We start from the raw sequence: 13,682 nt of genomic DNA, 5'->3' as shown, positions 1-13,682 counted from the left end.
CGAGTTACGCCGAGAAACTGGCTTCTGGGTCCTACACAATCAGCGATGACGTGGGCCTCTGGTTGCAAGTTTGACATGTGGCCGCTGCTTCCCAATGTCATGAACGCATTCTCCGCAAGCGTTTATCCCAGGAGCTTCAGCCGGACGGATGACCAGGTGGTGGACAGCGAGATGTTGCCGCTGAGGGTCCGGCCGAAACCACCGGCTGAGCGACCTCCGCGCTGGCTGGATCGCTGGTGTCGAGTCACCACCAGCATCCACACGGTTCAGGCGTGCACGGAAATCCTGCTTGGTCGAGACCACGAGCGGCCCCAAGTGGTCGCTGCTCGGCCTACCTTTGCAGCATGGACGACAGGGCAGAACGGCGCGATTTCCTCACGTCGCGGCGGGGTAAGGACAACCCAAGCGAGCGCGGTCTGTCTGCGGGCAGAAGCCTGAGCAGGTTCGCAGCCCTGGTGGTGCCGCTTGCCGCCTCAGGGCTGATGGTTGGGTGCGCTGATGAACCTGAGGAAGCGCCCTCGGGGCAGCAGTGCGGATCGGCGTCCTCCAGCGCTGATGCGGCTGGAGGGAGCGTCACGGTGCTTGCCTCCGGACTCGAAGCGCCGTGGTCGATCGCTTTCGATGGCGATACCGCGTTGCTCAGCGAACGGGACTCCGGCCGCATCCTCGAACTCGATGGGGACGGCGCTGCGCGCGAGGTCGGCACGATTGCAGGCGTGACGCCAATGGGCGAGGGCGGCCTGCTCGGCATAACCGTCCGCGAGGGCTTCCTCTTCGCCTACCTCACCGCCGGGGATGAGAACCGCCTGGAGCGTTTCGACCTGACCGGTGATCCGGGGTCACTCGGCCTCGGCGAGCCGGAGGTTATCTTCGACGGCATACCGTCTGCGAGTTACCACAACGGCGGCCGAATCGCCTTCGGACCGGACGACATGCTCTACGTGACCGTGGGCGACGCCGGAAACAGCCAGGACGCCCAGGATCTGGATTCCCTGTCCGGGAAGATCTTGCGCCTCACTGCGGACGGAGGGGTGCCGAGCGACAACCCGTTCGACGGCTCGCCTGTCTACAGTCTCGGGCACCGCAACCCCCAGGGCTTGGCCTGGGACGACGACACGATGTATGCCACCGAGTTCGGGCAGGACACCTGGGACGAACTCAATGTGATCGAACCTGGCCTCAACTACGGCTGGCCGACTGTCGAAGGCGTCGCCGACGACGACCGCTTCGTCGACCCGATCCAGCAGTGGTCCCCGGACGACGCGAGCCCCAGCGGGATGACCATCGCCGCCGGGTCGATCTGGATCGCCAACCTGCGCGGTGAGCGGCTGCGCGAGGTGCCGTTGGCCGACACCTCGGCCTGGTCCGAGCACATGGTGAGCGAGCATGGCCGACTGCGCGATGTCGTCGGCGCCGACGGGTCGCTGTGGGTGCTCACGAACAACACCGATGGACGCGGCGACCCGGGGCCCGACGACGACTGCGTCCTGCGGATTGGCCTCGACTGACCGAACCCCACCGCCAATGCGGGACCGACGGCGTCGGTCATCAGTCCAACAGGACGTCGTCCTGCTGGACCCCTCGCTTATCTCTCGAGCGCGGTGCGCAACCCTTCGATCAGCGGAGTCGTTGGGCGACCGATGAGGCGAGCGAGCGTCCCGTCCGTGCCGGCGAGGACGCCGCGACGGATGCCGTCATCGATAGCGGCCACGAAGTTCGCGGTCCCGTCGTCGAGCCCAGCCTCTTGCAGCGACTGCACGTGCTCGTCGTAGGAAAGCGCGCTGTAGGTCACCTCGCGGCCGAGTAGTTGCGAAGCGGCGTCCGCGAGTTCGGTGAAGTTCCATGCGACGTCGCCGGCGAGTTCGTACACCTGCCCGAGGTGGCCGTCCTCGATGAGCACGGTGGCGGCAGCCGCGGCGAAGTCAGCGCGCGATGCGCTCGCCACCCGGCCATCGCCGGCGCTCGCCACGATCGTCGAGGTCTGGGCTGCCTGACGCACCGTGTCGATGTAGTTCTCGGTGTACCAGTTGTTGCGCAGGATCACCGCCGGAACTCCCGAGGAGGTGATCGCTTCCTCGGTCGCCTTGTGATCGGGAGCCATGACAAAGTCCGCGGTCGTCGCGTTCGGGGCGCTGGTGTAGACCAGCTTCGATACACCGGCGTCCTTAGCGGCTGTGATGACGTTGCGGTGGCCGTCGACCCTGCCGCCGACGGCATTCGAGGAGACGAGCAGCACGCTCTCGACCCCGTCCAGGGCGGCAGCAATGGTGGCCGGGTCGTCGTAGTCGAGCGGGGCCGTACGAACGCCGCGGTCGGAGAAGTGGCTCAGTTTCGCGGTGTCGCGTGCGGTCGCGATGACGCGTTCTGGTGCGACACCCCGATCTAGTATGGCGTCGACGACCAGGCCGCCGAGCTGGCCTGATGCGGCAGTGATGAGGATGGTCATGGCTGATGCTCCCTTCGGCCGTCGGGATGACGGCTACCGGAAGCGCAACGACCGGCGCCTGCTGGAACATTCCGGACGAGAGGTACCCACTTTAACGTAAGGTACCTACGTGAAGGTAAGTCTTGCGGAATTACGGTCGAATAACCCCGATGTCTTTACTCACGGGTGCCCGACGCGCGTTGTCCTGGACCACGTGATGAGTAAGTGGGGCGTATTGGTGCTCAGCGCCTTGGCCGCCGGGACCAAGCGTTGGGGCGAACTGCGACGTGAGGTCGACGGGATCAGCGAGAAGATGCTCGCCTCGACGTTGCGCACGCTTGAGGCCGACGGATTTGTCGCGCGTACGGCGTATCCGGAAGTACCGCCGCGGGTTGAATACGACCTGACCGACCTTGGTATCGAACTGATTCAGGTCATGATGCCCTTGGTCAGTTGGATTGCGCAGCGTGCGGACGAGATCGTCACCGACAGCTAGCCCGAACCAGCAGGCGTCACGCCTGAGATCTCGTTCGTGGTGCCTCGGTGGCTGCGATGGATCACGCCGCGCTGTCGACGGATCTGCTGCTCGAACCGCGGGTCGCTTACGCGTGAGCAAGCGCGTCGAGCAGCCACGTATCGATATCCGCCAACGCTCTGCGGCCGATCGGGGTCGGGTGGTTGGAGAAGCCGTGTGGGACGCCGGGGTATATCCGAAGGTCGACGTCGTTGCTCGCTGCCGATAGCCGGGCGGCCATGAGAAGGCTGTCGGGCAGCACGACGTCGTCGCTTCCGACGACGAGCAGCGTGGGCGGTAAGCCTCGTAAATCGCCGTACGCCGGGGAAATGTCGGGGTTGCAGCGGTCCGCGACGTGGCCGACGTACGCCTCGACGAAGTAGTCGTCGAGGACTGTGTGACCGGACGGCGCGTGTGCGCTCATGTCATAGGTGCCTGCTTCCAGCAGCGTTCCGCTGAATGCCTCGACGATTCCGATGTGCCGTAATCGCAGCGCGGTAGCAGCGGCTAACGTCGCACCCGCCGAGAATCCGCCGATCAGTAGCCGGTCGGTTCCGAAACGGTCGGTTGCGCAATTGACGAGCCACTCGGCGACTGCGACGCAGTCGTCGGGCGCGGCGGGCCACGGGTTCTCCGGAGCAAGGCGATAGTTGACGCTGACGATCGTGAGTCCTGTGGCGTCCGCACGGCGGGCGTTCCGCTCGTCATCGGCGGCGGCCGAGCTCAGATAGAACCCTCCGCCTGGGAAATGCAGGAGGACACCGACGGCCGGACGCTCGCGCGGTTCGATGATCCTGACAGGTACGCCTCGATCCGAGGCGGCCACCGATGCGACAACAGCGCGGTCATTTCCGCCGAACTGATAGTGGCGTTGGGCGCGCACCTTCAGTAGTTCGTCGTAGCCGGATACTGCGAAGCCGCGAGGCCTTGACCGGTAGAAGTCCCCGGTAGCGGTCTTCGCTGTCGCCGACACCGGTTCAACGAGGCTGCGCAGCGCGAAATCCATCCGGCCAGGCTACGGGGGATCGCTGATTGGTTGGAGTAGCGACGAGTTGACGCGCGGTGTCGTCGGCGGAGGTCGATGCCCACCAAGCGCGTCGCGCTCGGTCGCTCAGCGGATCGCCAAGCGTTCGGTCAGTGAGCACTTCACAGTCGGCCACTCGGCGTCGATGATCGAGAACACGACGGTGTCGCGGACCGTGCCGTTCTCGAGCACCATGTGATTGCGCAGGACGCCGTCCTGTTTGGCGCCCAGCTTCGCGATCGCCGCGCGCGACTGCCGGTTGTGCCAGTGCGTTCGGAACTCGACCGCGATGCAATCGAGGTCCTCGAACGCGCGCGAAAGAAGCAGCAGCTTCGCGGCGGGATTGATAGGTGTGCCGTGAGCTGACTTGCCGATCCAAGTTGACCCGATCTCCAACCGGCGGTTCGCGGGGTCGAGATGCAAGTAGGTGGTCATCCCGACGGCTTTCGCCGTACGCGTATCGATGATCGCCCACGGAACCGTGTCGCCGGATGCATGCCGCTCGAGGCGCGTGCTGATCTCCGCCGCCATCTGCTGCGGGGCGGGAATCGTGGTGTACCAGGTCTTCCATAGGTCGTCGACCTGGACGGCCGCGACGAGGTCGTCGTGGTGTGCTGCGCTGAGGGGCTCAAGGCGTACGACATCGTTCTCGAGCACGGGGACTTCGAGGTAATCCATCCGCGAAGACTACGTCGGCGCCCCGCGGTCGGGTAGATAGCGTCGTTCGAGCGGGACGGGAACGTGCAGCTGCCTCGGTGCCACGCGGCCGCCTAGGCATCCCGCAATACCCGACGGTGACTCCACCGTGATGTCTCGGCGCCCCGCGGTCGGGTGGGCATCGTCGGTCAGCGGACTGGGATGCGGCCGTCAAGCAGGAGGTCGGCGCGGGCTCGGGTGTCGTTCGCCGCGAAATGGTCAGTCTCTTGGTCAGCCCACCGCTGCCAGTGCGGCTCGTACGTCGCACCGTCGCGGGTCATCGCGCGCTCGTGCCGAACCGCCGTTGGGGCATCGACGAAGACGAGGAAATCGACCAAGTCAGCTAGGGCCAGTGCACCGCACCCGCACCCTTCGACGACGATGGTCGCGGTAGCGGCCCGATCCAGCGGCGCACCCCACTGGTTACGAGACCAGTCCCAGACGCGGTACTGAACGTCCTGGCCCGCTCGCAATCGCGCGAGGATGGGGCGCATCGTCTCGACGGACTCGGCGAGACCGTCCCAACTCGTCACCACGTGATCCATCCGCACCAGAGTGTGCGGGCCGAGCGCGCGAGCCACGCGCTTTGCGAGCCGCGACTTGCCAGATCCCGACGGTCCGTCCAGCGCAACGACCAATGGTGTGCACGGGTGGCGACGCGACGAGATCTGGGACGCAATCGCCGCGAGGTCGTAGCTGCTCATCGGCTGATCGTATGGCTGCGTTATCGGTGCGGTCGTGAAGGGGAGCTACGCGACGGCACCTCGTGTCCGGCTATGCGGGACCTACGGGGCTGCACCTTTTGCTCGGCTATGAGAGACAATGGTGTTGTGAGCATCTCCAAGTCGAAGATTCCCGCTGGCACTGGCCAGGAGCCGATGAAGTTGATCGCGCGGCCGCGCAAGTTGATCATCTGGTCGGTGATCGCGGCTGTCGTGATCGCGCTGGTATTCATCATCATGGGCGTCATGCTCAAGCGCTCCGAAGCGGGCACGATCTTCACGCTGGGTGATCAGATCGGGATCGGTGGCGTCGGCGTCATCCTGGCTGCCGGGTGCCTGATGTTCACCCGCCCGCGGGTGTGGGCCAACAGCACTCACATCACCGTCCGCAATGTCTTTCAGACCACGACGCTGCCGTGGGAGGTCGTCCGCGATGTCGGCGTTTCCCAAGGGTCAGCCTGGGGACTGCTGGATCTGCAGGACGACGATCAGCTGTCGATGCTCGGGTTGCAGGTTGCCGACGGTCAGAGTGCCGTTGACGGCATGCACCGCCTGCGTGAGTTGCACGCGGCGGCGCTCGGGCTCGACGGCGACCAGTCGTGACAGGACCGCTCGGAGCCGAGGGGGAGCGTTCCCTGCCGCATAGCCTCACCCAAAGCGCGGATGACGGGTTACCCGACCGCGATCTGAGCGAGGCGTTGTATGCGTGGGCGACCGCGTCGGGCGATACGAGTGCTCATCAGCAGCGAGTGATCGACGCGTTCCGCGTGGCGCGCTTGTATGTGCCGGCGGTCGCGCCGGAGGCGGACAAGCTCGGCATGATCGCCCTGCGGCGCGAGGACGGTATGACCGCGGTGGCGGCTTTCACCGGAATTGAGGCGTTGGTGGCGTGGCGCCCCGATGCGCGGCCGTTACCGCACGTGGGTTCGGTGCTCGCGGCTATGGCGAAGGACGACGGACACACGATGTGCGTACTCGATATCGACGGCCCGATCACCGCGACGCTGCCGATCGACACCATTCTGGGCTAGTCGCCGCGCGGTCCTCATGCCTAGCCCCGCCAACTCATCGTCTTCGGTGCGGGCTGTAGTGCTCCACTCGGCGTTGGCCCGTGAGAGCGGGGAACTTTCCCCGCGCTGAGCCCCGAAGCCCACGCCGGACACCCAAGCCCACGCCGGACACCCAAGCCCACGCCGGACACCCAAGCCCACGCCGGACACCCAAGCCCACGCCGGACACCCAAGCCCACGCCGGACACCCAAGCCCACGCCGGACACCCAAGCCCACGCCGGACACCCAAAGTCCGCGCTGAACGCCCAAAGCCCACGCCGGACACCCAAGCTCACGCTGAACGCCCAACGCAGACCTAACGCCGACGCTGAAGCACACGCCGAACGCCGAAGTTGGGCGCCGCACGCGAGTCGCGTCAATCCGAGATTTGATCTCAACGACTGCGATGTGACCCGGACCGCCCGCCACTGCGCTGGGCGGAACAGGCGGATGCGTGTATTCTTATTCACTGCGACCAAGCGGTAGACCGTTCTGCCGCCCAGCAAGTGGAGTTCACTCCCACCTGAGCGTTCGTAGGTTCACCACCTTCACGCCTTGGGTCACGAGGTCGATGTGCCCGCATCAATGGGTACATCTGAAGTTGGCATTGGCCAACGTCGTCCGCATCGGACGCCTCGGAAGTGATTTCCTCCTGCAAAGTTGCGACAGTGATCAGCTACTGAGGAGGACCCATCAGCGTCGAGCCACGTATTAACGAGCGCATCCGCGTCCCAGAGGTGCGGCTTGTTGGCCCCGAAGGCGAGCAGGTCGGCATTGTCAAGATTGAAGACGCGTTGCGCCTAGCGCAGGAGGCCGATCTCGACCTAGTCGAGGTTGCCCCCGACAGCCGCCCGCCGGTGGCGAAGCTCATGGACTACGGCAAGTTCAAGTATGAGGCCGCGCAGAAAGCACGTGAGGCGCGCCGTAACCAGTCACTGACGGTCATCAAGGAGATGAAACTCCGCCCGAAGATCGATCAGCACGATTACGACACCAAAAAGGGCCACGTCGTTCGCTTCCTGAAGGCAGGCGACAAGGTCAAGATCACCATCATGTTCCGTGGACGCGAGCAGTCGCGCCCCGAGCTCGGTTTCCGCTTGCTGCAGAAGTTGGCGGATGACATCGAGGAGCTTGGCTTCGTCGAGTCCGCGCCGAAGCTCGATGGACGAAACATGATCATGGTGGTCGCGCCGCATCGCAGCAATGCGACCCGCAAGCACCCGGTCAAGGCGCAGCCGGACACGAAGACCAACGACGGTGCTGCCCGCGGGCAGTAACGGCGTTCTCGCCGGCCGTATTGACTCGGCCCGGCACGCAACCGATTAAGGAAATCGACCCCAGATGCCAAAGCAGAAGACCCACAAGGGCACCGCCAAGCGCGTACGCGTGACCGGTTCAGGCAAGCTCGTTCGCGAGCGTTCCAACCGCCAGCACAAGTTCGAGTACAAGACCTCGCGCCGCAAGCGTCGTCTTGACGGCATCGAGGTGCTCAGCCCGGCCGACACCAAGCGCATGAAGAAGCTGCTGGGCAAGTAGCCCTCGACACTCGTACTTATCTGAAGGACTGAAGAACTCATGGCACGTGTAAAGAGGGCTGTTAACGCCCACAAGAAGCGCCGCGCAATTCTCGAGCAGGCCAGCGGATACCGCGGCCAGCGCTCGCGCCTGTACCGCAAGGCCAAGGAGCAGGTGCTGCACTCGGCGACCTACTCCTACCGCGACCGCAAGGCGAAGAAGGGCGACTTCCGTCAGCTGTGGATCCAGCGCATCAACGCTGGCGCCCGCGCCAACGGAATGACCTACAACCGCTTCATCCAGGGCCTGCGCGCCGCTGGGGTAGAGGTTGACCGCAAGATCCTGGCCGACCTGGCAGCTACCGATGAAGCCGCATTCGCCGCGCTCGTCGAGGTCGCCAAGGCCAACGTTCCTGCGCAGGCCAAGCCGGCCGCCTAAGTAGGTGCCGCAACACAACGCGAACCAGCAACCCGGGTCGATCGCCACGCAGCGATCTGCCCGGGTTGCTGCTTCCCGCAAACTTCTGCGACGAGCCGGACGCCGCAACGCGGCCGCGTTCCTGGCCGACGGTCCACAGGCTGTCCGCGAGGCGCTGCGTTTTCACGACGACGTGCAGCATTCGGTCGGCGTGCATGTCGATGAATTGTTCGTCGACGCCGAACTGACCGATCGCCACGCCGAACTCTTGGCGCTGGCCCACCAGGCGTCAATTCCGGTGCGATACGCCGACTCGCCGGCGATGCGCTCGCTGAGCGACGCCGTGACGCCGCAGGGAATCGTCGCGCGATGTGCGCTGCTGGATGCCACGCTGCCGCAGGTCACCGCTGGCGCTCCGCAGCTGGTTGCCGTTCCGATTGAGGTGCGCGATCCCGGCAACCTCGGCACCATCATTCGCTGCGCCGACGCGTCCGGGGCGGGCGGCGTCGTCGTACTCGGCGATAGCGTTGATGTACATAACCCGAAGGTGGTCCGCGCCAGCGCCGGGTCTGTATTCCATTTGCCCGTTGCCCACCAGAGCGATCCGGCGGCCGGGATCGAAGCGCTTCGTAGCGCGGGGCTGCAGATCGTGGCTACCGAGGGCGAGGCGCTTATTAGCCTGGACGATCTAGTCGACGATGGTGCGCTAGCGCGGCCGACGGCCTGGCTGTTCGGCAATGAGGCGGCGGGGCTTCGCGAGGAGATCGCCGCGCTCGCCGACATTCGGGTCCGGATTCCGATTCGCGGGCTAGCCGAGTCGCTCAACCTTTCGACGGCTGCGGCTGTCTGTCTTTTCGCCTCCGCGCGCGCCCAGCGCTGAACGACGGCTAACGAAGAAACTGTGGTGGACGGCGATGCCGTCCACCACAGTTCTTTATCTGCTCAGGCGTCAGTCCGATTTCGCTACGTGACGCATGTTCGGCAGGCCGCTCGTATGCTGTGCGACGCCAGAAATATCGTCACCGAAGGCGGCTGCGAGGTGGATCATGCACACCGGAACCATTGCCGGCGGCCATTCCATCCAGCGCTCGACCATCTTCGAGTAGCCCTCGTTGCGCTCTGCGGGATCCAGCGACGCGGCACCTTCCATCGCGTACTTCTGCATCTCCTCGTCGTACACGCCGCCCGGATTCTGGGGAGCGTTCGGCGCGAGGAACGACCCCCACAGCATGTGCGGGTCGGTGATGCCTGTGGTGACTGAACTGGTGGTCGGGGCGGTCTTGTCGATCAAGAACTCCTGGACCAACTGCTCGCTGGGCATCGGGCGCACGTTGACGGTGATCCCGACGTCAGCGAGATTGTCCTGCACGACCTCAGCGAACTTGGTGTAGATCGTGACGTTAGGCGTGAGGGTGTCGATCTTCAAATCCGTGACGCCTTCGGCCTCAAGGATTTCCTTGGCCTTTTCCGGGTCGTACGGGTATACGTCGAGCCCATCGCCAATTTCCTCGTTGTACGCAACCCCATCTTTGGGGAACGGGGTCGCCTGCGGGGTGCACAATCCGTCGTAGAGCCCCTGGGAGATGCCCTCGCGGTCGATCGCCATGTTGAGAGCCTTGCGCACCTCGACGTTGTCGAACGGCGGCTTTGCGGAGTTCATGCCCATGACCAGGAACAGCGAGCTGGGTTTGAGTACCGGCAACAGTCCGGCTTCCTGGACGGTGTTCACCTGATCCGGGTTGACCTGAGCGCCGTCGAGCTCGCCGGAGACGAGGGCGTTGTAACGGGCCTGATCGTCGGCGATGAACTTGTGTACCCGCTTCGCGACGTTCTGCGCGGTGGGGTCCCAGTAGTCGGGGGTCCGCTCGTACGTCGCTTCGATCCCGGGCGAAATAGCGGTTGTCACGTACGGGCCAATGCCGACCGGTTCGTCATCGATCACCCCGGACTCGACGGCCTTGGGCGAGACCACCATGCCACCGCGGGTCGACAGCGACACCTGCAGTGCGCCGATGCTGCCGTCCGTGTCGACCTTTAAGGTCAGGTCGTCGACGGCCTCGACATCGGTGACCATCGACAGTTCGCCAGCAATGCGGCTTCCCTCAGCACGGTTGCGATCGAGGTTGAATTTGGCCGCCTCGGCATCCCACGGTGTGCCGTCCGAGAAGGTCAGCCCTTCACGCAAGTGCATGGTGACGGAGGTGCCGTCGTCATTGGGAACGTAGTCAGTTACCAAGCCGGGCTCCGGGCCGTCGATACCTTCGATGAACAGGCCGTCGTACACCGGAATGTAGAAGATTCGGTCGGCCGCGCTCGTGCTCTTGGTCGGATCCCAACTGGGCGGAAACGCCGTATAGCCGAACGAGAACGTCGCGTCTTCGTTGAAATCGTCCGCCAACGCGATCTCGCTCGGATACTCGTTCGTGTCCGGCTCCGTGCTGCTTGAGGGTGCGTCACCGCACCCCGCGAGCGCTACCACCGCTGCCATGGCTATTGCGCCAAGACCGAACCGCCTGTGTGCCCAACGTGACATGCAAGTGCCTCCTGTGAGTGGGGTTACATGTACTCTCGCCGGAACTCTCGCACATAGTGGGCGTTCGTTACAAACTTGAGACCCGGATGAGCTGTCAACACGCGGATTGCGCGTCGTCGAACCGCCGCCTTTACCCCGTGCGTCCTCGCCATATCAGCGCGTGTACAGCAAACTTGCGGACGATGGCGGCGGAGGGGTCTGGTGAACTCCCTCAGCGGCTCGCCCTCGGGATCGACGCGATCTACGTGGCGGCGCCGTGATCGGCACAATGTCCGGCGGCGTCAGAAGGTAACCGAGGACCGGAGGCGCACATGGTGGATACGCACGATACGGATCTGGAGCAGTTGTATCGAGAGGTGCTTAGCGACGTCGATGAGGTTTCCAAACGAGTTGTCGACGCGATTCGAAAGGCTGCACCGATCTACGAGAGTTTTCCGTACGAGGTGCAATATCGGGACAATCTGTCAGGTTTGACTGGACAGTTGCGGGCTCTGATCGATGGGCGGGCACCGAGTGAAAAGGCGCTGGAGTATATGCGCCGGGTCGCTCGAGAGCGGGTCCGGCACGGGATCCCGCTGGCAGACTCTATCGAGGGATTCCACGTCATGTTTCGTGAGTTGTGGCGCGAGGTGCTTACACGGGCACGTCAGCGTGACCCGGCACTGGAATCAAAGTTGGCCTCGCGCGTGGAGGACATGTGGCAATGGACGCATCTCATCAGCGCGGCGTTCTCGGACGAGTACGTAGCGGCAAGCCGAAGCGCGACGCTTAGCCGAGCGGATGCCATGCGGAAAATCGTCATGGAAGAGCTCGCTGACGCGGGCGTCCAGCAGGATGTTGAAGGCGTCTTGGTCGGTCTCGGCTACGACCTCGATGAGCCATTCCGTGCTTTTGTGTCGCGGCCGCTAACCTCTGAGGTTATCGATCGCGTAGAGAAATCGCTCAAGGGCGCCACATCCAAGCCGGTGCACGCTGCGGGATTCAACCGTAATTCGGTAATAATCACACAACAAATGACGGCAGAGGAGGGCCTTCGGATACTGGCCAAAGTCGGATTTGGTAGCCCTATTGGTATTGGCCTCGCTCGGCGCGGAATTTTGGGATTACGAAGAAGTTATAGAGACGGCCAGCAGCTCCTTGAATTGCCGCGACGTGAGGATCCGCGAAATTATGAGCGGGACTGGTTGTTGGTTTTGCTGCATTCCGATGAGGAGGGGCTGAAGGAATTATTGCGACCGGGATGGGAAGCTGCGGAGCGTCACCCATATATCGCTGATTGCATGGTGGCATTCGCCAACAACGGATTTTCAATCTCGGCAGCGGCCCGGGCCGTGCACGTGCACCCTAATACCGCTCGCTATCGCATCGATCGATGGAAGGAATTGACGGGGTGGGACGTATTTACTCCCGGTGGACTGTTCGCCACGCTCGCCGTACTCACCGACTGGTGAGGTTTGTTTGAGCGCAAACCTCACCAGTCTGCCCCAGAAATCTAACCGAATGAATCCGAGCCAGTAGTGCTGAGTTCGCGGTCAGTCAACCTGTCGATCTCGTCCTCATCGATCTCGTAGCCGAGCCCCGGCAACGTCGGCGCCGGGACATTGCCATTCTCTTCAACGCGCAGGGCGTTCTTCATCCCCTGGTCGAGGATGCCTGTCGGAACAGGTAGCTCGACAAGATCGCAGTTGTTGATGGCGAGCATGACGTGAAAGTGTGCGGCTTGGATCAAAGTGGTCCCGTAGCTGTGGGGCTCGTACTTGACCCCGAAGGCTTCGCACAGAGCTGCAGCCTTGCGCATTGCGGTGATGCCACCCATCCAGTCGCCGACCGACCGGACCGAATCGACGGCATGGTTGACGAGGTACGGCGGGTAATGCAGCAGACCGTTATTGATGCTTTCCACCGCCGTGATGGGGAGATCCAATTTTCGGGTGAGGTCGGTGAGACCTTGGATGTCAGCGTCGGCGATCGGCGCCTCATACCAATAGAAGTCCAGCTCCTCGAGGACACGGCCAACCTTGATCGCTCCTAGCCGATCGTAAGCATTCACTGGGTCGAGCATGAGGTCCATAGTGTCGCCGACTGCTTCGCGAACAGCGCGGGACAGTGCGATGTCCTTGTCGGGTACACCGAACGGGTGCATCTTGTATGCATTGAATCCTTCGTTGCGGCACTCAAAGGCCAAGTCGATGTACTCCTGAATGGTCGGGTACCACACGGTGCTCGCGTACGCGCGTAGTTCGTGACGGGCAGCGCCAAGGAGTTTGTAGATCGGCTGCCCGTGATGCTTGCCGATCAGATCCCAGATCGCGATGTCGATCGCGGACTGAACTGCGTTCGGTGCGCGAAGCCGGTCAGTGAGCTGATAGTTGATTGCCTCGACGTCATGGACATCGCGGTCGATGATTGCCTCGCGGATGCGCGGCATTAGGTCTTCAGTCTGCCCAGGAGCCGCTAACCAGGTGGTGCAGTGTCCTTCATTGCCGTCCTCGCCGATGACACGGAAGAGGATGGATGCGACTCGCCGGCCCGGCCAGTCATCGGTGTACTTGAACACCTGTTCCGTCGGCTTGAGAAGCGTGGCGCGCACGTCGACTATCTTCATTGTGAGTTCCTTTCCAGGAGGCAGTTGCGATCGCGGGTTATCCAGTAATCCGGGCATGCCAAAGGTGAGAAATTCACCCCGATTCGCGATCGTGGTTGGCAGGGTGGCGGAGTTTGCCGGCCAACCTACATTCCCAATGCGGCCAACTATGGGCAGGGACAATCGGAGTGTCAAGGTGGAC

The 13,682-nt window shown here is 63.5% G+C and carries 15 protein-coding genes; 9 read left to right on the top strand and 6 right to left on the bottom strand.

Annotated features, from left to right (window positions below; translation table 11 throughout):
* The first annotated feature begins 344 nt into the window (after positions 1-344).
* A complete protein-coding gene (locus E1H16_RS03970; RefSeq protein WP_134322422.1) occupies positions 345-1,508 on the top strand; it encodes a PQQ-dependent sugar dehydrogenase in 1,164 nt (387 codons plus the stop codon).
* A gap of 77 nt (positions 1,509-1,585) precedes the next feature.
* Here the strand turns inward: E1H16_RS03970 and E1H16_RS03965 are convergent, their stop codons facing one another.
* The gene (locus tag E1H16_RS03965; RefSeq protein ID WP_134322421.1) at positions 1,586-2,446 is read right to left on the bottom strand and encodes an SDR family oxidoreductase; all 861 of its coding nucleotides are present in this window, start codon (positions 2,444-2,446) and stop codon (positions 1,586-1,588) included.
* Positions 2,447-2,642: 196 nt separating this feature from the next.
* Here E1H16_RS03965 and E1H16_RS03960 point away from each other — a divergent pair, with 196 nt between their 5' ends.
* Complete coding sequence (locus tag E1H16_RS03960; protein ID WP_166741614.1) at positions 2,643-2,921, top strand: winged helix-turn-helix transcriptional regulator; 279 nt, start codon at positions 2,643-2,645, stop codon at positions 2,919-2,921.
* A 106-nt stretch (positions 2,922-3,027) separates the two neighbouring features.
* On the opposite strand, the gene E1H16_RS03955 is transcribed toward E1H16_RS03960, so the two are convergent.
* The 3 genes from E1H16_RS03955 to E1H16_RS03945 all read right to left on the bottom strand — a co-directional run bounded on the left by E1H16_RS03955 (position 3,028) and on the right by E1H16_RS03945 (position 5,363).
* A complete protein-coding gene (locus E1H16_RS03955; protein WP_134322419.1) occupies positions 3,028-3,945 on the bottom strand; it encodes an alpha/beta hydrolase in 918 nt (305 codons plus the stop codon).
* Positions 3,946-4,050: 105 nt separating this feature from the next.
* Entirely contained in the window at positions 4,051-4,641 is a 591-nt protein-coding gene (locus E1H16_RS03950) for a GNAT family N-acetyltransferase (protein ID WP_134322418.1), read from the bottom strand.
* A 167-nt stretch (positions 4,642-4,808) separates the two neighbouring features.
* On the bottom strand, positions 4,809-5,363 hold the full coding sequence (locus tag E1H16_RS03945) for a uridine kinase family protein (RefSeq protein WP_134322417.1): 555 nt from the start codon (positions 5,361-5,363) through the stop codon (positions 4,809-4,811).
* A gap of 126 nt (positions 5,364-5,489) precedes the next feature.
* Here E1H16_RS03945 and E1H16_RS03940 point away from each other — a divergent pair, with 126 nt between their 5' ends.
* The 6 genes from E1H16_RS03940 to E1H16_RS03915 all read left to right on the top strand — a co-directional run bounded on the left by E1H16_RS03940 (position 5,490) and on the right by E1H16_RS03915 (position 9,243).
* A complete protein-coding gene (locus E1H16_RS03940) occupies positions 5,490-5,984 on the top strand; it encodes a PH domain-containing protein (protein WP_166741613.1) in 495 nt (164 codons plus the stop codon).
* Positions 5,981-6,412 carry an SseB family protein gene (locus tag E1H16_RS03935; RefSeq protein ID WP_134322415.1) on the top strand — a complete coding sequence of 144 codons (432 nt, stop codon included), beginning with the start codon at positions 5,981-5,983 and terminating at the stop codon, positions 6,410-6,412. The genes E1H16_RS03940 and E1H16_RS03935 overlap by 4 nt, the downstream gene beginning before the upstream one ends.
* A gap of 711 nt (positions 6,413-7,123) precedes the next feature.
* Positions 7,124-7,708 carry a translation initiation factor IF-3 gene (gene infC / locus E1H16_RS03930; RefSeq protein ID WP_134322414.1) on the top strand — a complete coding sequence of 195 codons (585 nt, stop codon included), beginning with the start codon at positions 7,124-7,126 and terminating at the stop codon, positions 7,706-7,708.
* A gap of 64 nt (positions 7,709-7,772) precedes the next feature.
* Positions 7,773-7,967 (top strand): 50S ribosomal protein L35, encoded by a 195-nt coding sequence (gene rpmI / locus E1H16_RS03925; RefSeq protein ID WP_134322413.1) that lies wholly within the window; start codon positions 7,773-7,775, stop codon positions 7,965-7,967.
* A gap of 39 nt (positions 7,968-8,006) precedes the next feature.
* Positions 8,007-8,384: a 50S ribosomal protein L20 gene (gene rplT, locus E1H16_RS03920; RefSeq protein WP_134322412.1), complete on the top strand. Its 378-nt coding sequence runs from the start codon at positions 8,007-8,009 to the stop codon at positions 8,382-8,384.
* Positions 8,385-8,388: 4 nt separating this feature from the next.
* Positions 8,389-9,243, top strand: a complete 855-nt coding sequence (locus E1H16_RS03915) for a TrmH family RNA methyltransferase (RefSeq protein WP_243837650.1) — start codon at positions 8,389-8,391, stop codon at positions 9,241-9,243.
* Positions 9,244-9,312: 69 nt separating this feature from the next.
* Here the strand turns inward: E1H16_RS03915 and E1H16_RS03910 are convergent, their stop codons facing one another.
* The gene (locus E1H16_RS03910; protein WP_166741612.1) at positions 9,313-10,851 is read right to left on the bottom strand and encodes an ABC transporter substrate-binding protein; all 1,539 of its coding nucleotides are present in this window, start codon (positions 10,849-10,851) and stop codon (positions 9,313-9,315) included.
* A gap of 356 nt (positions 10,852-11,207) precedes the next feature.
* On the opposite strand from E1H16_RS03910, the gene E1H16_RS03905 reads away from it, so the two are divergent.
* Entirely contained in the window at positions 11,208-12,347 is a 1,140-nt protein-coding gene (locus E1H16_RS03905; RefSeq protein WP_134322410.1) for a PucR family transcriptional regulator, read from the top strand.
* A gap of 41 nt (positions 12,348-12,388) precedes the next feature.
* Here the strand turns inward: E1H16_RS03905 and E1H16_RS03900 are convergent, their stop codons facing one another.
* Positions 12,389-13,501, bottom strand: a complete 1,113-nt coding sequence (locus E1H16_RS03900) for a mandelate racemase/muconate lactonizing enzyme family protein (RefSeq protein WP_166741611.1) — start codon at positions 13,499-13,501, stop codon at positions 12,389-12,391.
* Positions 13,502-13,682: the final 181 nt, after the last annotated feature.

It is taken from the genome of Cumulibacter soli (genome assembly GCF_004382795.1).
Lineage (GTDB): Bacteria > Actinomycetota > Actinomycetes > Mycobacteriales > Antricoccaceae > Cumulibacter > Cumulibacter soli.
Note: the sequence above shows the minus strand (reverse complement) of the source record. Positions and strands in the feature narration are given on the sequence as shown.

What these genes read in the sequence shown, in the direction of transcription:
- E1H16_RS03970 (WP_134322422.1), top strand. Translation starts at nt 345, where the DNA reads ATGGACGACAGGGCAGAACGGCGCGATTTCCTCACGTCGCGGCGGGGT.
- E1H16_RS03965 (WP_134322421.1), bottom strand. Translation starts at nt 2,446, where the DNA reads ATGACCATCCTCATCACTGCCGCATCAGGCCAGCTCGGCGGCCTGGTC.
- E1H16_RS03960 (WP_166741614.1), top strand. Translation starts at nt 2,643, where the DNA reads ATGAGTAAGTGGGGCGTATTGGTGCTCAGCGCCTTGGCCGCCGGGACC.
- E1H16_RS03955 (WP_134322419.1), bottom strand. Translation starts at nt 3,945, where the DNA reads ATGGATTTCGCGCTGCGCAGCCTCGTTGAACCGGTGTCGGCGACAGCG.
- E1H16_RS03950 (WP_134322418.1), bottom strand. Translation starts at nt 4,641, where the DNA reads ATGGATTACCTCGAAGTCCCCGTGCTCGAGAACGATGTCGTACGCCTT.
- E1H16_RS03945 (WP_134322417.1), bottom strand. Translation starts at nt 5,363, where the DNA reads ATGAGCAGCTACGACCTCGCGGCGATTGCGTCCCAGATCTCGTCGCGT.
- rpmI (WP_134322413.1), top strand. Translation starts at nt 7,773, where the DNA reads ATGCCAAAGCAGAAGACCCACAAGGGCACCGCCAAGCGCGTACGCGTG.
- rplT (WP_134322412.1), top strand. Translation starts at nt 8,007, where the DNA reads ATGGCACGTGTAAAGAGGGCTGTTAACGCCCACAAGAAGCGCCGCGCA.
- E1H16_RS03910 (WP_166741612.1), bottom strand. Translation starts at nt 10,851, where the DNA reads ATGGCAGCGGTGGTAGCGCTCGCGGGGTGCGGTGACGCACCCTCAAGC.
- E1H16_RS03905 (WP_134322410.1), top strand. Translation starts at nt 11,208, where the DNA reads ATGGTGGATACGCACGATACGGATCTGGAGCAGTTGTATCGAGAGGTG.
- E1H16_RS03900 (WP_166741611.1), bottom strand. Translation starts at nt 13,501, where the DNA reads ATGAAGATAGTCGACGTGCGCGCCACGCTTCTCAAGCCGACGGAACAG.